This is a genomic window from Bariatricus sp. HCP28S3_A4, assembly GCF_052066395.1.
Taxonomy (GTDB): Bacteria; Bacillota; Clostridia; order Lachnospirales; family Lachnospiraceae; genus Allocoprococcus.
Map to the genome: position 1 here is coordinate 1 of NZ_JBQHSE010000030.1, position 23,399 is coordinate 23,399.

24 protein-coding genes, 1 other RNA gene and 1 pseudogene are annotated in these 23,399 nt (G+C 43.9%); 20 read left to right on the forward strand and 6 right to left on the reverse strand.

Going from position 1 to position 23,399, the window contains the following annotated elements:
* Nucleotides 1-582 precede the first annotated feature (582 nt).
* Nucleotides 583-741, forward strand: a pseudogene (locus ACTNBF_RS13290) (cytidylate kinase family protein); the annotation flags it as partial.
* Here the strand turns inward: ACTNBF_RS13290 and ACTNBF_RS13295 are convergent.
* Both ACTNBF_RS13295 and ACTNBF_RS13300 read right to left on the reverse strand, forming a co-directional pair.
* The gene (locus ACTNBF_RS13295) at nt 741-1,301 is read right to left on the reverse strand and encodes a hypothetical protein (RefSeq protein WP_441089445.1); all 561 of its coding nucleotides are present in this window, start codon (nt 1,299-1,301) and stop codon (nt 741-743) included. The pseudogene ACTNBF_RS13290 and the gene ACTNBF_RS13295 sit on opposite strands and share 1 nt — an antisense overlap.
* Nucleotides 1,302-1,410: 109 nt before the next feature.
* Entirely contained in the window at nt 1,411-1,749 is a 339-nt protein-coding gene (locus ACTNBF_RS13300) for a P-II family nitrogen regulator (RefSeq protein WP_441026214.1), read from the reverse strand.
* Between the two features lie 327 nt (nt 1,750-2,076).
* Between ACTNBF_RS13300 and ACTNBF_RS13305 the strand changes: the two genes are divergently transcribed.
* The 4 genes from ACTNBF_RS13305 (at nt 2,077) to tadA (ending at nt 6,130) form a co-directional block, all read left to right on the forward strand.
* Nucleotides 2,077-3,144 (forward strand): hypothetical protein, encoded by a 1,068-nt coding sequence (locus ACTNBF_RS13305; protein ID WP_427806155.1) that lies wholly within the window; start codon nt 2,077-2,079, stop codon nt 3,142-3,144.
* Nucleotides 3,145-3,159: 15 nt separating this feature from the next.
* Nucleotides 3,160-4,584, forward strand: coding sequence for a deoxyguanosinetriphosphate triphosphohydrolase (locus ACTNBF_RS13310; protein WP_427820461.1), 1,425 nt, complete (start codon nt 3,160-3,162; stop codon nt 4,582-4,584).
* Between the two features lie 66 nt (nt 4,585-4,650).
* Complete coding sequence (locus tag ACTNBF_RS13315) at nt 4,651-5,646, forward strand: hypothetical protein (protein WP_427806153.1); 996 nt, start codon at nt 4,651-4,653, stop codon at nt 5,644-5,646.
* Nucleotides 5,627-6,130, forward strand: coding sequence for a tRNA adenosine(34) deaminase TadA (tadA, locus tag ACTNBF_RS13320; RefSeq protein WP_427806152.1), 504 nt, complete (start codon nt 5,627-5,629; stop codon nt 6,128-6,130). Before ACTNBF_RS13315 ends, tadA begins: the two co-directional genes overlap by 20 nt.
* Nucleotides 6,131-6,175: 45 nt before the next feature.
* Here tadA and ACTNBF_RS13325 read toward each other — a convergent pair whose 3' ends face one another.
* The 3 genes from ACTNBF_RS13325 to ACTNBF_RS13335 all read right to left on the reverse strand — a co-directional run bounded on the left by ACTNBF_RS13325 (nt 6,176) and on the right by ACTNBF_RS13335 (nt 8,576).
* A complete protein-coding gene (locus ACTNBF_RS13325; protein ID WP_441017463.1) occupies nt 6,176-6,598 on the reverse strand; it encodes a bacteriohemerythrin in 423 nt (140 codons plus the stop codon).
* A gap of 133 nt (nt 6,599-6,731) precedes the next feature.
* Nucleotides 6,732-6,995: signal recognition particle sRNA large type (gene ffs / locus ACTNBF_RS13330), an RNA gene on the reverse strand.
* 51 nt (nt 6,996-7,046) lie between these two features.
* Nucleotides 7,047-8,576 (reverse strand): nitrite/sulfite reductase, encoded by a 1,530-nt coding sequence (locus tag ACTNBF_RS13335; protein ID WP_427820459.1) that lies wholly within the window; start codon nt 8,574-8,576, stop codon nt 7,047-7,049.
* Nucleotides 8,577-8,722: 146 nt separating this feature from the next.
* Between ACTNBF_RS13335 and ACTNBF_RS13340 the strand changes: the two genes are divergently transcribed.
* From ACTNBF_RS13340 to ACTNBF_RS13365, 6 genes are all read left to right on the forward strand, one after another.
* Nucleotides 8,723-10,537 carry a B12-binding domain-containing radical SAM protein gene (locus ACTNBF_RS13340; protein ID WP_441089446.1) on the forward strand — a complete coding sequence of 605 codons (1,815 nt, stop codon included), beginning with the start codon at nt 8,723-8,725 and terminating at the stop codon, nt 10,535-10,537.
* A gap of 189 nt (nt 10,538-10,726) precedes the next feature.
* A complete protein-coding gene (locus ACTNBF_RS13345) occupies nt 10,727-12,256 on the forward strand; it encodes a VanW family protein (RefSeq protein WP_441089447.1) in 1,530 nt (509 codons plus the stop codon).
* 3 nt (nt 12,257-12,259) lie between these two features.
* Complete coding sequence (locus ACTNBF_RS13350; RefSeq protein ID WP_427820457.1) at nt 12,260-13,240, forward strand: AIR synthase-related protein; 981 nt, start codon at nt 12,260-12,262, stop codon at nt 13,238-13,240.
* 46 nt (nt 13,241-13,286) lie between these two features.
* The gene (locus ACTNBF_RS13355) at nt 13,287-13,784 is read left to right on the forward strand and encodes an Lrp/AsnC family transcriptional regulator (protein ID WP_427806146.1); all 498 of its coding nucleotides are present in this window, start codon (nt 13,287-13,289) and stop codon (nt 13,782-13,784) included.
* Nucleotides 13,784-14,965: an aminotransferase class I/II-fold pyridoxal phosphate-dependent enzyme gene (locus ACTNBF_RS13360; RefSeq protein WP_427806145.1), complete on the forward strand. Its 1,182-nt coding sequence runs from the start codon at nt 13,784-13,786 to the stop codon at nt 14,963-14,965. Before ACTNBF_RS13355 ends, ACTNBF_RS13360 begins: the two co-directional genes overlap by 1 nt.
* A gap of 24 nt (nt 14,966-14,989) precedes the next feature.
* The gene (locus tag ACTNBF_RS13365; protein ID WP_427820456.1) at nt 14,990-15,487 is read left to right on the forward strand and encodes a tRNA (cytidine(34)-2'-O)-methyltransferase; all 498 of its coding nucleotides are present in this window, start codon (nt 14,990-14,992) and stop codon (nt 15,485-15,487) included.
* A 93-nt stretch (nt 15,488-15,580) separates the two neighbouring features.
* Here ACTNBF_RS13365 and ACTNBF_RS13370 read toward each other — a convergent pair whose 3' ends face one another.
* Nucleotides 15,581-16,465, reverse strand: a complete 885-nt coding sequence (locus tag ACTNBF_RS13370; protein WP_427806143.1) for an aldo/keto reductase — start codon at nt 16,463-16,465, stop codon at nt 15,581-15,583.
* A gap of 255 nt (nt 16,466-16,720) precedes the next feature.
* Here ACTNBF_RS13370 and ACTNBF_RS13375 point away from each other — a divergent pair, with 255 nt between their 5' ends.
* The 9 genes from ACTNBF_RS13375 to atpD all read left to right on the forward strand — a co-directional run bounded on the left by ACTNBF_RS13375 (nt 16,721) and on the right by atpD (nt 23,388).
* Nucleotides 16,721-16,948, forward strand: a complete 228-nt coding sequence (locus ACTNBF_RS13375) for an AtpZ/AtpI family protein (RefSeq protein WP_427806142.1) — start codon at nt 16,721-16,723, stop codon at nt 16,946-16,948.
* A 25-nt stretch (nt 16,949-16,973) separates the two neighbouring features.
* On the forward strand, nt 16,974-17,366 hold the full coding sequence (locus ACTNBF_RS13380) for an ATP synthase subunit I (protein ID WP_427806141.1): 393 nt from the start codon (nt 16,974-16,976) through the stop codon (nt 17,364-17,366).
* 18 nt (nt 17,367-17,384) lie between these two features.
* On the forward strand, nt 17,385-18,101 hold the full coding sequence (atpB, locus tag ACTNBF_RS13385) for a F0F1 ATP synthase subunit A (RefSeq protein ID WP_427806140.1): 717 nt from the start codon (nt 17,385-17,387) through the stop codon (nt 18,099-18,101).
* Nucleotides 18,102-18,168: 67 nt separating this feature from the next.
* Nucleotides 18,169-18,432 carry an ATP synthase F0 subunit C gene (gene atpE / locus ACTNBF_RS13390; RefSeq protein ID WP_427806139.1) on the forward strand — a complete coding sequence of 88 codons (264 nt, stop codon included), beginning with the start codon at nt 18,169-18,171 and terminating at the stop codon, nt 18,430-18,432.
* A 46-nt stretch (nt 18,433-18,478) separates the two neighbouring features.
* On the forward strand, nt 18,479-18,994 hold the full coding sequence (atpF, locus tag ACTNBF_RS13395; protein WP_427820454.1) for a F0F1 ATP synthase subunit B: 516 nt from the start codon (nt 18,479-18,481) through the stop codon (nt 18,992-18,994).
* Nucleotides 18,982-19,527: an ATP synthase F1 subunit delta gene (atpH, locus tag ACTNBF_RS13400; protein ID WP_441089448.1), complete on the forward strand. Its 546-nt coding sequence runs from the start codon at nt 18,982-18,984 to the stop codon at nt 19,525-19,527. Before atpF ends, atpH begins: the two co-directional genes overlap by 13 nt.
* A 41-nt stretch (nt 19,528-19,568) precedes the next feature.
* Nucleotides 19,569-21,071 carry a F0F1 ATP synthase subunit alpha gene (atpA, locus tag ACTNBF_RS13405; RefSeq protein WP_427806136.1) on the forward strand — a complete coding sequence of 501 codons (1,503 nt, stop codon included), beginning with the start codon at nt 19,569-19,571 and terminating at the stop codon, nt 21,069-21,071.
* Between the two features lie 16 nt (nt 21,072-21,087).
* Entirely contained in the window at nt 21,088-21,960 is an 873-nt protein-coding gene (gene atpG, locus ACTNBF_RS13410; protein ID WP_427806135.1) for an ATP synthase F1 subunit gamma, read from the forward strand.
* Nucleotides 21,961-21,996: 36 nt separating this feature from the next.
* On the forward strand, nt 21,997-23,388 hold the full coding sequence (atpD, locus tag ACTNBF_RS13415; RefSeq protein WP_427806134.1) for a F0F1 ATP synthase subunit beta: 1,392 nt from the start codon (nt 21,997-21,999) through the stop codon (nt 23,386-23,388).
* Nucleotides 23,389-23,399 lie beyond the last annotated feature (11 nt).

Here is a 23,399-nt window from a genome sequence, read left to right on the forward strand (position 1 = left end):
AGAACCGCGGGGCACGCGGGGATAGCTTATTGATACTTAGCCCTATCGGGTTATTGAGTAAGAAGCCCCTACTTCAAAGCTTTAGGGCTTAAGTAGTGGGAGCATGTCACTCCGGTGTTAGGAATTGCTATGATTCTTGTTATATTGAATTTGGGTGCACCGTTGGATTATCATCTGATTCTGGGAGCGGGAATGTTTACGGCTGTTTATATTCTGTCGCGTGCATTAGGAAAATATTTTGGTGCTTATTTCGGGGCGGCCGTTACAAAGTCTCCGCAGACAGTAAAAAAATATCTTGGTTTTACACTGCTCCCACATTCTGGAGTTTCTCTTGTATTTACGGGAATTGCGGTTTCCGTTTTGAGCGGTTCCGCGCCGGAATGTGCGCAGATCATACAGGGAACGATCGCGGCGGCAGCGGTGATCAATGAAATCATTGCAGTGATCATGGCGAAAAAAGGATTTGAATGGGCTGGGGAACTGAATCAGAGTGGTGCGGACAATGCATTGGAAGAGAAAGCTTCAGCTCCACTTGTTATTACAATCAGTCGGCAATACGGAAGCGGTGGACGAGATATTGCTATGAAATTGTCGAAAGATCTGGGGATTCCGTTTTATGATAAAGAGATCATCGAAATGGCAGCTCAGACCAGTTCGATTGAGCGTTCATTTTTTGAAAATTATGAGACGGATAAATCCAATAAAGTGCTGAACGAGCTGGCAAGTAATGTGACGAATCATTACTCATTGGATGACCGGGTGTTTGAACATAATGTGAAAACGATACGGAGGATTGCGGAGACGTTGCTTACGCAGTCACATCCGGCTGTGATGGCAACTAATCCTGCGAGGGAGCCGTTGAAGGTCATGGATACGTCTGGTTTGCCGTAGCGGATCCATGTTACGATCAGTGCTGCGAGGGTTGCGGCAGTCGCGCAGAATACAGTATGGAAAATGATAAATACGCCGATTGGAAGACCGTTGAATAATCCGTCAGCATCGGCAAGTTTGGTCGGATCTAAGAAGCCGGTTGAACCGATGATTCCGTTCCAGTCACTTCCATGCATGATTGCAAACCCGAATATAAAGAAGAAAAGACTTCCCAGGACAAAGTCCATCATATTTTTCATCAAAATGTTACCTGTGTTTTTGGCTCTTGTAAAACCGGCCTCACACATAGCAAAGCCTGCCTGCATGAAATAAACCAATATTGCACCTACAATTGTCCATACTACATTCAGAAGAAGCTCTGTTGCTGCCGTGGCTTCCATGCCGCTTTCAATTAATGCTGTTAATCCCATAATACTACCTCCTCTTTCTGTTATAAAAAAGGATACCTGATGCATCAGATGCACAGCTATCCTCATTGATAACAAATATGAATTTTTTTATTTATATGTACCATTTTGATTAAAGAGCTGCGGTACCGCGCTCATCAGTACGAATGCGGACAGCATCTTCCACTTCATACACAAAGATTTTGCCGTCGCCGTATGCTCCGGTTTGGATTTCCTCAACGATTTTCTGAATCAAAGGTTCTGCAACAGAAGGGTCAACGACTGTTTCAACTTTTACTTTCGGGAGAAGATTCACGCTGTATTCAGCTCCGCGATATATCTTTCTGTGCCCTTTTTGATTGCCGTATCCCATGATGTTGCTGATCATAACGCCGTTTGCGTTGGAAGCGTCAAGAATTGCTTTCAGGTCTTCAAGCTTCTCCGGCTGGATGATGATTTCCAGTTTTTTCATAATAACACCCTCCTTTTCTGGAAAACAAAAAGGCGCTTTCCGTGTTAGGAAAACGCCCTTGTTTTTGGATATCCGCTATTATACACAAGGGGAGTGATTTATCAAAGGTATTTTTATAAAAATTTTATAATTTGTAAATCATGAACAGAAATAAATAAAATGAGAGAAAAAAGTTGTGAAAATCGCAAGTGTAGAATATCCGAGTCAGGAGGAAGAAAAAGAGCAAAAAATAAAGAAAAAAATGACGACTGTTGACGGATAAATTGTCATTTGCTACAATAAAAAATAGGGAAAATGGTGCTGAATTAATAAGGAGGAGAAGATGGCATGATAAGTCTCACATTTGGGGAGCAAGTAAAAATTGTTTTAAGCAGAAAAGGTATGACAATCAAGGAGCTGGCAGAACAGATTGAGGAAAGAACTGGGAAAAAGATGTCCAGACAGAATCTGACACAGCGTCTTGGAAGAGATAATTTTCAAGAGCAGGATATGCGCATGATTGCAGACATTCTGGGGTGTTCGTTCCAACTCAGTATTCTTGCAAGTCAGGAAGCGGCAGAGAGGGCATCTGTAATTGAAGAAGTTCCACCGACAAGTAAAGAACTGGATAAGCTTGCAGCAAAGAAGGAAAGAAAAGCGGCACGTGCTGAAGCGAAGGAAGCGGAACGAGATATTACAGTGGGCGAGATCGTAGATATGATGGAAGAACCGCAGGAGCAGGAGGGAGAAAAAGAAGCTGCTCCGGCCACGGAACCTGTGGTAGAGCAAATGATTGATACAACGGTTGAAACAGAGACAGAAACTGTAGTAGAGGAAATATCTGAACCTGAGGAAAAGACGGCAGGCGAGGAGGAAGCAGCTAAGGAAGCTGAAGTTAAGGAAGAACTGGTTCATGGCGAGCCGGAAGAAGATGCAATCGGAGAAGAAGTGCTGGAGGAGACAGTGGCAGAAGCACCGACAGAGGAGGAAAGAATATCGGAATCTGTGATGGAAGAAGCTACGGATGTACAGCCGGAAGCAGAGCCAGAGGAAACCATGAAAGAGGAAACAGCGAAGACTGAGCATAGGGAATCGCGTTTCTCCAGAATAACAAAGATTATTTCTTCGCCAAAGAGAGAAGAAAAGCGTCACGAAAAAGCAAAAGATTTTCAGCCGATCAAGAAACGTGTGGATGAAGATGAAGATCTTGTAAATGGTGATGTGAATCCGTATACAGGTCATGAATATCAATCGAACAGTGTTCGGATGCATCCGAAGCGCATCGGTTATGTTCAGGTTTATGACCGTAAGGAACATAAATGGACAGATATGACGGAATGGGCATTCCTTGGATTTGAAGAGCGTAAAAAAGCAACGCTTGGCAAGGATTATGAACCGCCAATCTATCTGGATTAATGACAGAGGGCTGTTATGGAGTGGGAAAAGCTTTTATCAGCAAAGAGGGACCGGCAGAGTGTACATCGTGCCGGTTCTGTTAAATCTACAGATTTGCGCAGTGAATTTGAGAAGGATTATCATCGAATCATAGGAAGTGCGTCGTTCAGACGGCTTCAGGACAAAACGCAGGTATTTCCTTTGGATAAAAGTGATTTTATTAGAACGCGTCTGACTCATTCACTGGAAGTATCATCATTTGCCAAGTCTTTGGGACAGAATATCGGTGAAAATATACTGACGTATGGCCTGGATCCGGGATTTAGTCCGAGAATGAAAGAGGATATCTGTAGTATTCTTCAATGTGCAGGCCTGATTCATGATATAGGAAATCCGCCATTCGGGCATTTCGGGGAGCTTGCTATTCGGGAATGGTTTGCAGAGAATCTGGGAAAACTGGAATTTTGCGGGCAAAAGGCAGAAGAACTGTTAGAACCGCAGATGCGAGAAGATTTATATCATTTTGAAGGAAATGCGCAGGCACTGAGGCTTGTGACTAAGCTGCATTATCTCGTGGATGAACGGGGAATGAATCTGACATATGCGCTTTTGGGGAGTATAATCAAATATCCGGTTTCTTCGCTGGAAATCAGGCCGGAGAGCGGGAATATTAAGGATAAAAAGTTAGGATATTATTATGCAGACCGAGATATTTTCTATGATGTACAGGAAACGACCGGGACCAATGGATGTCGGCATCCGCTGACGTTTATTCTTGAGGCTGCTGATGATATTGCATACAAAACGGCCGATATCGAAGATTCATTTATTAAAGGATTTATTTCGTTCCATAAGCTGAGAGAAGAACTGGAAAATCTTAATACGGAGACAGGAGAAACTGGAGGTCCGTTTGATGCGTTGTATGAACTTGACAAATTCTATATGAGGGGAAAAGAGCGCGGAGAACGGAAACCAGAGGAGTATGCGGTCAAGAACTGGATTGTTCGTGTACAAGGTTTCATGATTACTTGTGCAACCGATGGGTTTACATCGAATTATGAAGCGATCATGGATGGAAGATATGAACATGATCTTTTTTATGGGACGTATGGAGAAAAACTGATGGATCTGCTTGGAAGTCTGGCATTTCGCGAGGTGTTTACTTCGGCGCAGATTTATAAAATGGAAATGAAAGAGTCGGTTATGCTGAATTTTTTGATGGATAAGTTTTCGGCAGCTGTCATGAAATTTGATAACCCTTATGAGAAACCGGGAACAATCGATAAAAGGATTATTTCTTTTATATCAGATAATTATAAAAGTGCATATTATTTTCACAGTAAAGGAAAAAGTGAATCGGAAAAGCTGTATCTCCGTCTCCTGCTTGTGACGGATTATATTTGTGGAATGACGGACAGTTATGCAAAACGTCTGTATCAAGAACTCACAGCGATTTTTTAGTCATGATTTCGGATTATTCTGAATAAGTTAGAGTAGGTATGTTTTTTGAAGGAGTGCACTCTTGCTATGAAGAAATTTATCCGGTATCTGTATGAATATCAAAATGGGAAACGAATCAGAAATGTAGGATTTGTGCGGACAGAAGAATCTGATGATTCGGCAGTGATCCAGATTTACGGACAGGGATTTCCGGTGTCGGACGGACAGACACTGGAAATCTTCCTTTTTTATCTGATGGGAAATCAGACAGTGGGAATTTATATGGGCGAAATCCCGGGAACAAGATCTGCTTTTGGGTATCGACTTGCGTATTCTGCGGAAGACGCAGGTGGTATTGATTTTTTCAACAAGATTGAAGGAATGATTCTCCGGAAGAAAAGAAACGAGGAAGAAGAATGGTATGCGGCTGTTTGGAATGAACGACGGGTTGATGTTGAAAATATGATAAGACGGGAGGAAATATTGCGGCGGGAGACGAAAGAGGAAACGAAGCAGTCGGAGAAAGAAGAATTGCCGGAAGATGTGGAGCTTTCAAAGAAAGAGGACATTCCGGAGAATCCGGAAAGCTCCGGGGAGAAAGTGCCAGCGGATACGGAGGCTCCGGAGGAAGAAGAACTGACGGAAAATGTGGAACAATCAGAGCCTGTCGAGAAGCTGGAAGATGATAGGGAGTCCTTGACGGAAGAAGTAACAGAAAAGGAAGAAGGATACAGGGAACAGATTTTCAAAATCAGCAGACAGGACCTCGCCCAGCTTCCACGCAGGGAGTGGCGTCTGGCAAACAATCATTTCCTGCTTCACGGATATCACAACTATCATCATCTGGTTTCATTTCGGAAAGATGGGAGATGCTGGCTCGGAGTTCCGGGGATTTATCATCCCAGAGAGGAATGCGCAGCCGGTGCATTTGGATTTCGGCAGTTTATGAAGCCGGAAAAAGGAGAAATGGAATGGACAGAAGGAGAACGCAGTCAGTCGGAAGATTTTGGGTATTGGTGTCGTGAAATCAGTAATGTGATAAAAAAAACGAGGAGAGAAGAGGATGAAGAGACAGCTCACTGAGGATGAAAAGTATATGAGGGAAGCAATCAGGCAGGCAAAAAAGGCATGGAAAATTGAGGAAGTACCAATTGGCTGTGTGATTGTTTATGAAGGAAAGATTATTGGACGTGGATATAACAGGCGTACCACAGATAAAAATCCGCTTGCACATGCAGAAATTCTTGCCATCAAAAAAGCTAGTAGGAAAATGGGGGACTGGAGATTGGAAGACTGCACCTTATATGTGACGTTGGAACCATGTCAGATGTGTGCAGGAGCAATCGTACAGGCACGTATGAAACGAGTCGTGGTTGGATGCATGAATCCGAAAGCAGGATGCGCCGGGTCGATACTGAATCTTCTTCAGGTTGCAAAGTTCAATCATCAGGTGGAGCTGGAAACCGGCGTACTGGAGGAGGAATGTTCTCTGATGATGAAAGGATTTTTTAAAGAGCTCCGCGAAAAGCAAAAACGAAAAAAGGAACTGGAAAAAGAAAATCTCTGATTGGAAATTGAGGACTCCAATCAGAGATTTTAATGTCTTTATTTTTTACAGTTTTTCATCGTTGAGAGTCATATTCTTGTACTCTGCAACAGAACGGTCAAATCCTTTGATATGGTTATAAAGCCAGTCAACGACATTCTTCTGAACCTGCGCAACGAAAGCCTCGGACGGACCTTCCTCTTCCTCGAGCATAGCGTGAAGTTCGGAAACGACCTGACGGAGTTCTTCATGTTTCTGCTTATGTTCAGCAATTCCCGGGTATCCGATCTCTTCCTGAAGTTTTTCTTCAGCTGAAAAATGGAAATCAGTGTAGTCTGCAAGGTAACCCAGTGTCTGGATTGCAGTTACTTTACCGGAGCTCTGCTCACAGCTCTTCAATAAGTCATTAATTTTGTCAATCAGCTCTTTATGCTGAGAGTCGATCATCTCATTACCAGTTACTAAAGTTTCGTCAAATTCTGCGTACATCGCAATCTCCTCCTTGATTTACATCGGCATTTCAGAAAAATAATATCTGAAGTCGGTTCATATTATATAGAATAAGCGTAGTTGATTATCGGGGGAAAGTCAAGTGATACTAATAAGAAAACGAGATTATTTTTCGTGCGCTGTGCGTCGAACAATTTCCCCCCAAACGGTACTCCGGCTGTAAACTCAACCCAGGCTACCTTACGGCACCCAGAAGCATCTGCTTAGTGCTGCTTCGTTCCCGACCTGACACGGTTCACAGAGATCCGCCGCGTAAGACCCAGATATCAACGCCACGAACCGGAGGCAGCTTTGACAAGAAAAGCCCTCGGCACAGCATCACCCCTACTATAGCGGATTGTAGGTACAGGGTACCGCTAACACCCCGGCTGCACGGAATATAATTGTAACTTGTTTTCGCCAAAATGTCAACGGCTATGCTTTCATTTTATAAATATTTGCCTGCAATTTCTTTGAAGCGTTCCGGATTCTTTGCATACCAGTCATCATACAGCATACCGGAAGCGGAGATCTCTTCTCCAAGGTCTTTGAAAAATGCAGGAATATCGGTTTCCAGTATCGTTCCGAGCTGTTCGCCAAAACGTTCATGATTCTCTTCATCTTCTCCGTTGACCGTCATCACAAATGCAGAGACCGGTTTCCCGTCTACTTTCTTCATACCGCCGCGGAAGCCGATTTTGCCGATTTGGTGAGTTCCGCAGGAAGATGGACAGCCGGAAATGTGAATCTGAGGAAGAACACCGTCAGCAAAATCCCATTTTCTGGATTCGTTTACCAGAGTGGCAAGGAGAGCCTGAGAGTCACGGACACCTACCTGGCAAATAGAAGCGCCGATACATGCAACGGAAGACTCGAATACGGTTCCGGCACTGTCGGATGTGATCTCCAGAATTCTCTCAGCTTCCTTTCCGGTACAGTTTATGATATATGCGCCTTCGTCCGGAGTGAGGCGAAGCTCAACACCATCCATGTCACAGATTGCTTCATAAAGGTCAACCAGTTTTTCTGGAGAAGGGCATCCGCCGAGTGGATGATACTTGACAGCGTATAAACCATTTTGCTTTTGAGCAATAATTCGGGGAGAAACCACTTCAGAACCATCGCTGCATTTTGGAGAAACGCTATCGGAGATATGAAGAGTCAGATCCGGACACTCTGCTTTTGCATCTTCTAGTTTCTTCAAATATTCTTCCGGCAGTTTGTCACCAAGCACATCCTGCATATAACGGGTTCTTGCTTTGGCACGATTCTCATAATTTCCATATGTGGTGAATAAACGAACCATTGCTTCAATATAATAGAGAATCTGGTCGGGACGGATTTTTTCAGCTACTGGAACCCCCATTTTAGGGTTGTTGCCCAGTCCACCTGCGCAGTACACGTCAAAGGTGCCGTCTTCTCTTGCGCAGAAACCAAGATCGCGGAATGTTGCGTGCGTCTGATTGGCAGGAGAATTTGAGAAACATACTTTTAATTTGCGGGGGAGTTTGACTGTTTTGATCAGCCCCATCAAGTAATCGGCAGCTGCATTGGCATATGGCATCACATCAAAATATTCGCCCTTTTCCACGCCACTCAGCGGAGAGACCATAACATTTCTTGGAAAATCACCGCCGCCTCCACGGGTCACGATGCCGGCGTCAAGCGCTGAAACGGACAGCTCACAGACTGTATCCGCGTTCAGATTGTGAAACTGGATGGTCTGACAGGTGGTAAAATGTACTTTGTCTATATGATATTTTCGGATTGCATCTGCAATAAATCCGAGCTTTTCTTTTGTGACACGTCCTCCAGATAGACGCAGACGAAGCATGCTGGATTTCCCGCCGCGCTGTGCATAGCTGCCGAATCCTCCGGAAAACCCCTTATATTCAGGAACTGTTACTTCGCCTGCATAAAATTTCCTTGTGACTGCTTCAAATTCTTCATAATCTTTTTGCCATTTGGTTGTCTGCATAGTTATACTCCTTTGATAAAGAATTTAAGATATCTATATAATAGCCAGTTTATATAAAAAAATCAATTTACTTTCAATATTTTACAAATGACTCGATTTGCTATATAGTGATGAGTAACAGCTAGTGGTAAGCGAGGAGGCAGAGTATGAAAGTTTTGTTAACTGCTATAAATGCAAAATATATACATTCTAATCTTGCTGTTTATAGTCTGAAAGCGTATGCCGAGGAGAAGATGCAAGGTACGGAGAAAGAGAATGATGTCAGGATAGAAATTGCGGAATATACGATCAATCAGCAGACGGATGAGATATTAATGGATATTTATAAAAGAAAGCCGGATATGCTATGCTTGTCATGTTATATTTGGAATTTGATCTATGTTGAAGAGATTGTGCGCGAAATACGCAAAATTTTGCCGGATGTGATCCTGTGGCTGGGGGGCCCGGAGGTATCTTATGATGCGGCAGATGTGTTGAGACGGCTCCCGGAAGTGGATGGTGTGATGATGGGGGAAGGCGAGAAGACTTTTGCAGAGCTTCTGATGCATTATAATAAAAGCAGTCGGAATCAGACAAAAGAACTGGCCGAGATTCCGGGAATCACTTATCGGCGGTTCTCAGATGTAATTCAGACGGAAGAGATAGGCGAAAATGAATGGCGGCCGGTAATGAATCTGAGTGATGTTCCGTTTGTATATCATAATATGAAAGATTTTGAAAACAAGATCATATACTACGAATCCAGCAGGGGATGTCCGTTTTCATGCAGTTACTGTCTGTCATCGGTGGATAAGTGCCTGAGATTTCGCAATTTAGAACTGGTAAAAAAGGAGCTGCAATTTTTGATTGATCATAAAGTGCCGCAAGTGAAATTTGTTGACAGGACATTCAATTGTAGTCATAACCATGCGATGACGATCTGGAGCTATATCATGGATCATGATAATGGCATTACGAATTTTCATTTTGAAGTTTCTGCGGATCTTCTGAATGAAGAGGAACTGGAACTGATGAGCCGGATGCGCCCGGGACTGATTCAGCTGGAAATTGGGGTACAGTCTACAAATCTTGAGACGATCCGTGAAATACACCGTACAATGCGTTTTGGAGAAGTGGCGCGGATCGTGAAGAGAATTCATTCATTTGGAAATATTCACCAGCACCTGGATCTGATTGCCGGGCTTCCGTTTGAAGACTATGAAAGTTTTGAAAGATCGTTTAATGATGTTTATGCTCTGCAGCCGGAGCAGCTTCAGCTGGGATTTTTAAAAGTGCTGAAAGGATCCTATATGGAAGAACATAAAGAAGAATATGAACTGGCTGCGAAAAGTCTTCCGCCTTATGAAGTGCTGCACACAAAGTGGCTGCCCTATGATGATATACTACGACTTAAAGGAATTGAAGAGATGGTTGAAATGTATTATAACAGCAGACAGTTTTGCCATAGTTTACCGTATATCATCCGTTTATATGAAAGCCCATTTGCTTTTTTTGAGGATCTGAGCCGCTTTTATGAAGAAAGAGGAATGAATCTTGTGAGCCATTCCAGAGTAACTCGTTATGAGATACTTCTGGATTTTACAGAAGAACGGGATCCCGAACATACGGAGGAATATCGACAGTTGATGACGTTGGATTACTTCCTTCGGGAAAATGCGAAAAACCGGCCGGAATTTGCAGGAGAAGAACGAATTTCAAAAGAAGAGGAAAAGGAATTCTATGATCAGGAAGCAAAGAAACACCGGTATCTGGCTGGATATGAGGACTACGACAGAAGGCAACTGCGAAAAATGACACATCTCGAAGCGTTTTCCTTTGATGTGCTTGGAAATATGAGTTCCAGACGGGTGATTCTGTTGTTTGACTATCAGAACAGGAGTCCGCTGAATCATGAGGCAGCGATTCATACGATCTGTGAAGAGGTCTATGAAAAAAGCGAGGCTTGTGTATTGCAAAAATGAGGCAAAGAGTATAAAATGTAAAGAAATATGCATGTAGAGGTGAAAACAATGTTCAATCGTAAAAAGACACAGAGAGCAGCAGCAGTGATCATCCTCGTAGTCATTGCGGCGATGGTGGTTACGATGGTACTGCCGTATTTGATTTAGGAGCGGTAAAACAAGAAGTGCAGCAAAGAGGGGAAACTGGCAATGCCGAAGCGTAAAAGAAAACCGCATTTGAGCAAAAAAGCGAGAAGAAGGAAAAGACAGAGAATCGCCTATCTAAGCGGTTTGTTTTTGCTGTGTATTTTGCTGGTTTGCGGTATCTCTTATGGTTTGCTTTATCGTTATGTGAATAAAACAGAGGAAGATAAAATCAGTAATCATATCTATATAGGGAAAGTAGAACTGTCTGGTATGACAAAAGAGCAGGCAAAAGATGCTGTAGAGAAAAAGATGGCGGAATACAGACAGCTCAAAGTAACTCTCAAAGTTGGAGAACAGACCGCTAAGACAACACTTGGTGATCTGGGAATTGAAATGAAAGATGTGGATAAGCTGATAGAAGAGGCAGTCTCTTATGGGAAAGAGGGATCAGTCTGGAAGCGTTTCCGGCAGATCCGGAAGCTGGGAAAAAATGAACTGGTGCTTGACGACACGTATCAGCTGGATGGAGAGAGTGCAAAATCAGTTTTAACTGAAAAGGCGCTTCCTATGGAGACGCGTGCTGTGGATGCTACGATTACTCATAAAGGTTCCGGATTTGAGATTACGGATGAGGCGGCGGGAAATAAGATTAAAATCGAAGAATCTCTGGCGAATCTTGAAAAATATTTAAATGAAAAATGGAAATATAAAGAAATTACGCTGGAACTGGTTCAGGAATCGGAAGCACCTTCGGTGACAAGAGCAGATCTGGAATCAATCCGGGATGAACTGGGGTCTTATTCCACACAAGCCGGATACGGTGACCGGGTGAAAAATATCCGAAGAGCAGCAGAGCTTCTCAATGGAACACTTTTGATGCCGGGCGAAGAACTCTCGGTAGAACAGACCTTGGCACCGTATACAGAAGAGAATGGATATGTGGCCGGCAGCGCTTATGAGAACGGGCAGGTCGTTCAAAATATCGGAGGAGGTCTCTGTCAGGTATCTACGACGCTGTATAACGCGGTTCTTTATTCGGAACTGGAAGTTACTGAGCGATGTGCACATTCTATGATCGTCAATTATGTGGAGCCATCGAGGGATGCGGCAATTGCAGAAGGTGTGAAAGATTTTAAATTTAAAAATAATTATGATACCCCGATCCTGATTGAGGGATACGTTGACAGTAATAATAAGGTCTGGTTCTATATTTACGGAAAAGATACCAGGGCCGAAGGCCATTCAGTAGAATTTGAAAGTGAAACACTCGAGCGCACAGAATATTCGAAGAAATATGTAGAAGATCCGGATAGTGCGATCGGTTCGATGGAAGAAGAGGGAATAGCAATCAATGGACGTACGGCAAGGCTTTGGAAAGTTGTTTATGAGAATGGACAGGAGGTCAGTCGCGACGTTATTAATAACAGTACATATAAAGCTTCGGAAGTAACAGTGAAAGTCGGAACGGCTTCGGGAAGTGCAGAAGCATCCAAGCTGATAAGAACTGCAATTCAGAGTCAGAATGAAGATAAGATCCGGGAAGCTGTAAGTGAGGCAAGAACACTTCAGAGTGGTTCCGGGGAAGGAGAATAGCGGATGAAACCGGGAAAGATATCGCAGACCGTATACAGACGGTCCGTCTTGAAACAATTGAATACAGACGTACATGCGGCATTTTTTCCGCCGGCTAAGGAGGAGTGCTGTTATGGGATTAAGGCTGATCCGGGTGAGATGATTCTTTCATCTGGCGTTTCTCTCTATGGCAATGAAAAAGATTTGTGTGTGTTTGCCATAGCACAGGTATGTAATGCGCTTGCGACAAGAGGAGCATCACCGAAAGGAGTCAGCATTCAGATCATGTTGCCTGAATTTGCGTATGAATCCAGACTGAAAGCGATGATGCAGACATCTTCGGAAGCTGCAAAAGAATATGGCATAGAGATTCTTGCGGCAGACGTACAGAATGTTCCTGGAATAAAGACGACGATCGTGAACGTGACGGCAGTGGGAACGACAAAGAGAATACTGCAGAGCTGCAAGGCGCCTGCAGGGCAGGATATTGTGCAGATCAAGTGGATCGGTCTGGAGGGAACGTTAAGAATATTAAAGGCCAGACAGGAAAGTCTTGCTAAGCATTTTCCATCTGCGTTTTTGAAACAGACTGCGTCTTATGAAAAAGAGCTCATTTCGCTCAAAGAAATGAAAGCTGCTGATGCCATAGGCGTATCTGCCATGCATCAGATTGGAGACGGTGGAATCCTTGCGGCACTCTGGGAACTGGCAGAAGGAGCGGATATCGGTCTTTCTGTAGACATGAGGAGGATTCCCGTAAAACAGGAAACAATCGAAGTGTGTGAATATTTTCATCTCAATCCTTATCAGCTTACCAGTACGGGAAGTATCCTGGTAATTACGCCGAAAGGGGAAGAGTTGGCAGATACGCTTACAAGGGAAGGAATGGCGGCAGCCGTGATCGGACATACGACGGCGGGCCGTGAAAGAATCATCCTGAACCAGGGAGAAATACGGTATATTGATCGCCCTGCACCGGATGAATTGACGAAGATTTTAATTTAGACGGGATCGACATGACCCGTTATCGGATATTCTGGAGGATAGAATCATGGAAAATAAAGAAACAAGAAGAGCAATTCTGAATTATATTGAGCGTAATAGCAAAGCGAACCTTGGCGAACTTGCTATTATGCTGGGAACGGATGAAGTAACGGTAGCAAATGAGATTGCCGCTATGGAGAAGGAAAAGATCATTTGTGGATATCATACGATTATTGACTGGGATAAAGCAGGTTCAGATATGATTACGGCATTGATCGAAGTAAGAGTGACCCCGCAGAGAGATCAGGGCTTTGATAAAATTGCTGAGAGAATTTACAATTTTCCGGAAGTGACTGCTGTGTACCTGATTTCAGGCGGTTATGATCTGATGGTCATTCTGGAAGGATGGACATTGAAAGGGGTATCTCAGTTTGTGTCTGAGAAACTGGCGCCGATCGAATCAATTATTGGAACATCTACATATTTTATCTTGAAGAAATATAAAGACCATGGAACCATCATGGTACCGCAGAAGAAGGAAGAAAGGATGTTGGTGACACCGTAATGAGAAATCCATTATCACAGAAAGTAGTACAATTAGAACCATCAGGGATTCGTAAGTTTTTTGATATTGTAAATGAAATGAAGGATGCGATTTCACTGGGCGTTGGAGAACCGGATTTTGATACGCCATGGAGAATCCGTGAAGAAGGAATCTATTCGTTGGAAAGAGGACGTACATTTTATACATCGAATGCAGGGCTTAAGGAACTGAAGATCGAGATTGCAAATTATCTGAAAGACAGGGTAAATGTAGAATATGATCCTTATCACGAAGTCCTCGTGACTGTAGGAGGCAGTGAAGCGATTGATATGATGTTTCGTGCTATGCTGGATCCGGGAGATGAAGTGTTGATACCGCAGCCGAGTTATGTGTCCTATCTTCCGTGTGCATTTATGGCAGACGGAGTGCCGGTTGTAATTCCCCTGAAGAACGAGAATCAGTTTAAACTGACGGCAGAAGAACTGGAAGCGGCGATTACACCGAAGAGCAAGATTCTGGTCATGCCGTTCCCGAATAATCCCACGGGAGCAATTATGACTTCCGAGGATCTGAAGCCGATTATGGATGTGGTGATCAAGCATGATCTGTTTGTGCTCTCGGATGAAATCTACTCTGAATTAAGTTATATGGGAGATCATGTTTCCATTGCAAGTTTTCCGGGAATGAAAGAAAGAACGATTCTGGTTAACGGCTTTTCAAAGGGGTTTGCCATGACCGGATGGAGATTGGGGTATGCCTGCGGACCGGCAGAAATCATTGCACAAATGACAAAGATTCATCAGTATGCAATTATGTGCGCACCGACAAACAGTCAGTATGCAGCAGTGGAAGCGCTCAGAAACTGCCGCGGAGAAGTGGCTAAGATGCGCGAAGCTTATAATCAGAGAAGACGTTTTCTGGTTCATGAATTGAGAAGAATGGGATTGGAATGTTTTGAACCATACGGTGCTTTTTATATTTTCCCAAGTATCAAGGAATTTGGAATGACTTCGGAAGAATTCGCCACAAGATTCCTTGAAGAGGAGAAGGTGGCGGTCGTTCCGGGCACCGCTTTCGGAGCCAGCGGAGAAGGATTCGTGAGAATTTCTTATGCATATTCTCTGGAAGATCTGAAAGAAGCGCTTGGACGTCTGGAACGGTTTATTACAAGGCTACGTACACAGAAAATAAAAGAAGTCTAACTTTTATGACAGAGGAGAACTGGGATGCTGAATATTGTATTGTTTGAACCGGAGATACCTGCGAATACAGGCAATATTGGCCGCACCTGTGTTGCGACGAACACCAGGCTGCATCTGATAGAACCACTTGGCTTTAGGTTGGATGAGAAAAGCCTGAAGCGTGCGGGAATGGATTACTGGAAGGATCTGGATGTTACCACATATATCGATTACCAGGATTTTATGGAGAGGAATCCGGGAGTGAAGATTTACATGGCGACCACGAAATCTCCGAATTTATATACGGACGTGCATTATGAGCCTGACTGCTACATTATGTTCGGAAAAGAAAGCGCCGGAATTCCTGAGGAGATTCTGATTCATCATAAAGAGGATTCGATACGGATCCCGATGGTAGGAGACATTCGTTCATTGAATCTGGGAAATTCTGTCGCGATTGTATTGTATGAGGCGTTGAGACAGAACGGATTTGCGGGGATGAATACAGAGGGACATCTTCACAGACTGGAATGGGATGTATAAGAAGAAAGGTTTTGCATCGTAAAATAACAGTCGGGAAACAGATAAGAACTTGTCTGTTCCCCGACTGTTTTAATGTGTTGAAAAATCTTATCCTTACTGCTCAGGATTACTTTTGCGAGTCGGAATGTAGAAATCAGGATGTTCACCCAGCCATGTGGTCTGAGGCATACAGGTCATGATCCACATATCTTCTTCGGAAATAGAAAAATCAAAGATATCCATATTACTCTTCATATGTGCTTCGGTAGAAGCTTTTGGAATCGGAATGATTCCTTTTTGAAGAAGAAAACGGAGGTTGATCTGAGGAATACTTTTTTGATATTTTTTAGCGAGCTTCGCAAGAAGTGCATTCCCGGCTAAAGCATTTTCGCGGCCTCGTCCGAGCGGGCTCCAAGCCATCGGACGGATATCGTGGGCGAGTAAGTAGCTGACGGCTGCTTCCTGAGAATACCCGGGATGAAGTTCCAACTGGTCGACCACCGGTTTTATTTTGCATCCGGAAAGTAGATTGTCCAGGTGATGCGGAAGGAAATTGCTGCACCCAAGACTCCTGATTTTACCCTCTGCATGCAGATCTTCCAGCGCCCGCCAGGTTTCCAGGTCCAATTCTTTCCAGTTTTCATTTTCGTCGCCGGTCTGGCGTGGCCAATGGATCAGGTAAAGATCCAGATAATCCATCTGAAGACGATCCAGCGTTGCTTCAAATGCCCTTTTGGCATTTTCATAGCCCATTTCATCGATCCATAATTTGCTTTCAATAAAAAATTCTTCACGTGGAATACCACTTTCTTTGATAGCCTGACCGAGCACTCTTTCTGTCTCATAGATGGAGGCCGTGTCAAAGAAACGGTATCCGGTTCGGATGGCAGTGCGGATGATTTCCAGATTGTCTCCGTCTTTCTCATTGTAAGTTCCGAAGCCGAAGCAGGGGAGTGATGTACCGTTGTTTAACGTATAACAGTCATTAATTGAATTCATATGCAACCTCTTTTCAAAAAAATCTGATTTTATTTTAAATGTAAGACAGAAAAAATGCAAGTTTTATTATGTACGCAAAAAAGAACAATTATTTGCTATCTTTCTATGATTTTACCAAAATACATCCCTTGTTTCGGACAACATTTTTTAAAAAATGTATAAAAAAAATTAAGCTTTAGAATTAAATTGCTAGACATCGGACACGAAAACAGATATAATAGGATACAGAGAAATTTCAGAAAGTGGGGAATCGGTATGAATTATAAACAAAGTGTGTTCCGTACTTTAGCCTTAATTTCACAGGTGGGTATAAGTATACTGGTCCCTATTTTGTTGTGCACGTTTCTCGGAGCATGGCTGGAGGAGAGAATATCTTTTCCGGTTTTTATCCCATTAATTATTGTTGGTGTGCTGGCGGGGGGAAGAAATGCATATTATTTAGTCAGGCATGCAAATGAAGATCCGGAAGACAGAAAAGAGTAGGATTGGCAGGAAGAAGGGAACGGGTATGGAGAGATCAGATGAGAGAGTGTTGAAAGACATGATCATGACCATGGTCATATACGGAATTATAGCACAGATTATCTGTCTGTTTATACCGGGAGATCATCTGAGGATGGCGGCAGGGCTCTGGATCGGAGTCGCGACCGGAATCGGGATGGCAATCCATATGAAGCAGTCTTTGGATGAGGCATTGTATCTTGACGAGAAGGGCGCCTCAAAGTACATGCAGAAAGCGTATGCGAAAAGGTATATTGCAGTGATCATTCTGTTTATAGGAGTCACATACTTTAACCTTGTTAATATATTAACGCTTATTGCAGGAGTAATGGGATTAAAAGTTGCAGCATATTCGCAGCCGATTATGCACAAACTTTTTCAAAAGCTTAAAAAATCTTAAGTAAAGGAGGTTAAAAATGTGGGGAATAGCTTAGGGATACTGGCGGCGAAAGAACCGGATTTCCAAATCCACGGTCTCGTCAAGTTCGAACTGTTTGGACAAGAGCTTTGGCTAACCACCACCCATGTCAGTATCTTGATCGTTATTGCGTTAATGCTGATATTTGCGCTGGTTGTCCGTTCTAAGCTAAGTAATGCGGAAGGCAAGCCGGGAGCGTTACAGAATGTTGCGGAGTTTATTGTTGAAATGCTCGACAATATGACATACGGCAGCATGGGCAAGGAACTGGGAACAAAGTACCGGAATTACATTGGAGTGCTGTTCCTGTTCCTGATCGTATCGAATATTTCCGGACTTTTAGGACTCAGGCCGCCAACGGCAGATTATGGCGTTACATTGCCGCTTGGTCTTATCAGTTTTACTTTGATTCAGTACAACAATATCAAGTACAACAAAGCCGGAGCATTTACGAGTTTGTTCCAACCGTTGCCACTCTTGTTCCCGATTAATCTGATCGGTGAGATCGCAGTGCCGATTTCGCTTTCACTGCGTTTGTTTGGTAACGTGCTTTCCGGAACGGTTATCATGGGACTCTTATATGGACTGTTATATAAGATTACATGGGGCTGGCCGGGAATTTTACACGTATACTTTGACCTGTTCTCAGGTTGTATTCAGGCATACGTGTTTGCAATGCTGACAATGGTATTTATTAAAGACAAGGTACCCGATTAGCAGATGCTGAAAAAAATTCAAATCCAGAAAGAGATTAAGACAAAAAGAAAACAGGAGGAAGATTATTATGAATATTTCTAATGAAGGTTTAATTTTAGCGTGTTCAGCAATTGGAGCAGGTCTTGCGATGATCGCAGGTATCGGACCTGGAGTTGGACAGGGTATCGCTGCCGGACATGGTGCATCAGCAGTAGGACGTAATCCGGGAGCAAAATCTGACGTAACATCTACCATGCTTTTAGGACAGGCCGTAGCAGAGACAACCGGTCTTTATGGTCTGGTTATCGCATTGATTCTCTTATTCGCTAACCCACTGCTTGGAAAACTGTAAAAAGAGTGGTTATGCCTTGAAAAAATAAGAGAAAGGAGGCCAGGCTTTGGAGCGTTTATTTAACTTGGATGCGCAGCTTCTTTTTGATGCAGCCGTAATGGCCTGCAGTATGTTTGTACTGTTCACATTACTCTCTTATCTGTTATTCGATCCGGTTCGTAAGGTTCTGGAAGATCGTCGGAAGAGAGTTGCAGCGGAGCAGGAAACTGCAAAGAAAGAAAAAGAAGAAGCTATCGTATATAAAGAAGAATATGAGCAGAAATTAAAAGAAGTCGATAAAGAAGCTCAAGAAATCCTGAGTGAAGCCCGCAAGAAAGCGATGAAAAACGAAGCAAAGATCATCGCTGAGGCGAAGGAAGAGGCGGCTCGCATTATTGAACGCGCGAATGTTGAAATTGAACTGGAGAAGAAACGTGCTCTGGATGATATGAAGCAGGAGATGATCTCGATCGCGTCTATGATGGCTGGAAAGGTTGTTGCAGCTTCCATTGACACTAGTGTTCAGGATAGTCTGATTGATGAGACATTAAAAGAAATGGGTGAACAGACATGGCTAAGTTAGTATCAAAGGTTTACGGCGACGCCCTGTTTGAAGCTGCCCGTGAAGCCGGACGTATGGATGATATGTATGAGGAGGTTTTGGAACTTCAGAAGCTTCTTCAGGCAAACGAAGAACTCCAGAAGATGATGGAGAATCCGAAAGTCATACGTGAGGATAAGGAAAATGTCATTGAAACCGTCTTCCGCGGTCGGATTTCCGATGAGATCGTGGAATTGATGAAACTGATGATTGCCAAAGGGCGTTACAGTAACATTGAATCCGTGTTCGATTATTTTATCGGACTGGTAAAAGAAGAAAAGAAAATCGGAATTGCCTATGTGACAACAGCGGTAGAGCTGACAGATGGGCAGAAGGATGAGATAGTCAGACGGCTGCTTGAAACAACAAGATATGAATCATTTGAAATGAATTATGCGGTTGATGCATCATTGATCGGCGGAATGGTTATTTGTATCGGTGACCGTGTTGTGGATTCAAGTATCAAGACAAAGCTGTACGAGCTGTCAAAGAGCCTGAGAAAGATACAGGTTTGATTTATCCTTGAAAATTTAGAGAAAGAAGGTGGATTCGCTCCATGAACTTAAGACCAGAAGAGATTAGTTCTGTGATTAAAGAACAGATTCAGAGATACGCGTCTGAGCTTAATGTTTCTGACGTGGGAACCGTTATTCAGGTAGCGGATGGTATTGCGCGTGTCCACGGCCTTGAAAATGCGATGCAGGGAGAACTTCTGGAGTTCCCTTCTGAAGTATATGGTATGGTGCTGAACCTGGAGGAAGACAACGTTGGTGCCGTTCTTCTGGGAGATCACAAGAACATTAATGAAGGGGATACCGTTAAGACGACCGGACGAGTTGTTGAGGTTCCGGTAGGCGACTGCATGCTGGGTCGTGTAGTAAATGCACTTGGACAGCCAATTGATGGCAAAGGACCGATTCAGGCGGAGAATTACCGTCAGATCGAACGAGTAGCACCGGGTGTTATTACCCGTAAATCAGTAGATACCCCTCTGCAGACCGGTATCAAAGCGATCGACTCCATGATTCCGATCGGACGTGGACAGCGTGAGCTTATCATCGGTGACAGACAGACCGGTAAGACTGCCATTGCGATTGATACGATTATCAATCAGAAAGGGCAGGGAGTAAAATGTATCTATGTAGCAATCGGACAGAAGGCTTCTACCGTTGCTAACATTGTAAAGACACTGGAGAGCTATGGCGCTATGGATTACACCACCGTAGTAGCTGCGACAGCAAGTGAACTGGCACCTCTGCAGTACATTGCACCATATTCAGGATGTGCAATGGGTGAAGAATGGATGGAGAAGGGCGAAGACGTTCTGATCGTTTATGATGACTTGTCCAAACATGCAACTGCATACCGTACACTTTCCTTGCTGCTTCGTCGTCCGCCAGGACGTGAGGCTTATCCTGGAGACGTTTTCTATCTGCATTCAAGACTTCTGGAAAGAGCTGCGCGTCTTTCTGATGAACTTGGCGGAGGTTCTCTTACTGCACTTCCGATCATCGAGACTCAGGCAGGTGACGTATCAGCTTACATTCCGACCAACGTAATTTCAATTACAGATGGTCAGATCTATCTGGAAACAGAAGCTTTCAATGCCGGTTTCCGTCCGGCTATCAACGCGGGTCTTTCTGTATCACGAGTTGGTGGTTCCGCACAGATCAAGGCTATGAAGAAGATTGCAGGTACGATCCGTACAGACCTTGCTCAGTATCGTGAGCTGGCATCTTTCGCCCAGTTCGGTTCTGATCTTGACGCTGATACGGCAGAACGTCTTGCACAGGGCGAGCGTGTTCGTGAAATTCTGAAGCAGCCACAGTATCAGCCGATGCCGGTTGAATACCAGATTATTATCATTTACGCTGCTGTTAAGAAGCTGATTCTTGATATCCCGGTTGAGGATGTTCTTCGTTTTGAAAAGGGATTATTTGAATATATTGACACAAAATATCCGGAAATTCCAGAATCTATCAGAACAAAGAAAGTTATGACTGAGGAAGTAGAAGAGACACTGAAGAAGGCAATCAGCGAATTTAAAAAAGAATTCTAGGAAGAGGTGACAGATCATGGCATCTATGAGAGATATCAAGCGGCGTCGGACCAGTATCCAGAGTACGCAGCAGATTACAAAAGCCATGAAGCTTGTTTCTACCGCTAAATTACAGAAAGCAAGAAGCCGTGCCGAGGATTCGAAAGCATATTTTAATTGTATGTACCAGACAATGACCTCATTGCTTGCCAAAGCAGGCAATCTCGATCATCCGTATGTAAAATCAAATGGTTGCGAGAAAAAAGCGATCGTTGTAGTTACTTCTAACCGAGGTCTTGCCGGAGGGTACAATTCAAATATCGTAAGACTGATTACCGGCAGTGATTTTAAGAAAGAGGACGTTCGCATTTATGCGGTCGGAGGAAAGGGACTGGAACTGCTGAAGCACAGAGGGTACGAAGTGGTTGCCGATTATTCGGAGATCATTGAAGAACCGGTTTATGATGATGCGAAAGTAGTTGCAACCCGACTTCTTGACGATTTTGCCAAGGGCGAGATCGGAGAGATTTACCTTGCCTATACTTTCTTTAAAAATACGGTCAGCCATATACCGACTCTGATGAAAGTGCTTCCGGTTGAAGCACAGGAGGCAGAGGAAGGGGAAGAGGAAGCAAATGCAGTGGACAAGATTACTCCGATGAATTTCGAACCGGAGGAAGAGGAAGCTGTCCGGCTTCTTGTTCCAAAGTATATCAGCAGCATTCTGTATGGCGCTTTTATAGAAGCGGTTGCAAGTGAAAATGGTGCCCGTATGCAGGCAATGGATTCTGCTACAAGCAATGCAGAAGAAATGATTAATGATTTGGAATTGAAATATAACAGAGCACGTCAGGGTGCTATTACTCAGGAACTTACGGAGATTATTGCCGGTGCGGAAGCAATCGGTTAGTAATCAAGCAAGGGCCTTGTAAGTAAGGAGGAAAAAATGGCAGATAAGAATATAGGGAAGATCACCCAGGTTGTCGGTGCCGTACTTGACCTCAAGTTTTCAGAAGGAAAATTACCGGAAATCAACGAAGCGGTTGAAATTACGAGAAAAGACGGAAGAATCCTTGTGGTAGAAGTTGCACAGCATCTGGGTGACGACACAGTAAGATGTATTGCCATGGATTCAACGGACGGTCTGGTTCGCGGTATGGATGCCGTTGCAACCGGAGGACCGATTTCCGTACCAGTTGGCGAAGCAACACTTGGCCGTATCTTCAACGTACTTGGTAAGCCAATCGACGAAAAGCCTGCACCGGAAGATGTAGAGTATATGCCGATTCACAGAAAAGCTCCAAGTTTTGAAGAACAGGCAACAGAGACCGAGATGCTGGAGACCGGTATCAAAGTCGTTGACCTTCTTTGCCCATATCAGAAGGGTGGAAAGATCGGTCTGTTTGGAGGTGCCGGAGTAGGAAAAACGGTACTTATCCAGGAACTTATTACAAATATTGCAACAGAACATGGTGGCTATTCTGTATTTACAGGTGTAGGTGAACGTACCCGTGAGGGAAATGACTTATATGGTGAAATGACAGAATCCGGAGTTATTAAGAAAACGGCCATGGTATTCGGACAGATGAACGAACCGCCTGGAGCGCGTATGAGAGTAGGTCTTACCGGACTGACTCTTGCTGAATACTTCCGTGATAAAGGTGGAAAGGACGTACTTCTTTTCATCGACAATATTTTCCGTTTCACACAGGCAGGTTCTGAGGTATCTGCGTTGCTTGGACGTATGCCTTCAGCCGTAGGTTACCAGCCGACACTGCAGACAGAGATGGGGGCTCTTCAGGAGCGTATTACTTCAACAAAGAGTGGTTCTATCACATCCGTACAGGCTGTATATGTACCGGCCGATGACTTGACTGACCCGGCTCCGGCTACAACATTTGCCCATCTGGATGCGACGACCGTACTTTCACGTGCTATCGTAGAACTTGGTATTTATCCGGCTGTAGACCCGCTGGAGTCTACATCCCGTATTCTCGACCCGCATATTGTTGGCGAGGAACACTATAAAGTTGCCCGTGGTGTACAGGAGATTCTTCAGAAATACAAAGAACTGCAGGATATTATCGCAATTCTTGGTATGGATGAGCTTTCAGAAGAAGATAAGCTGGTTGTATCTCGTGCTCGTAAGATTCAGAGATTCCTGTCCCAGCCGTTCCATGTAGCTACGCAGTTCACCGGCCTGGAGGGACGTTATGTTCCGATCAGCGAGACGATTCAGGGCTTCAAGGAAATTCTGGAAGGAAAGCATGATGATATTCCGGAAGGATATTTCCTGAATGCAGGTAATATTGATGACGTGCTTGCCCGTGTGAAATAGGAGGGACGTCC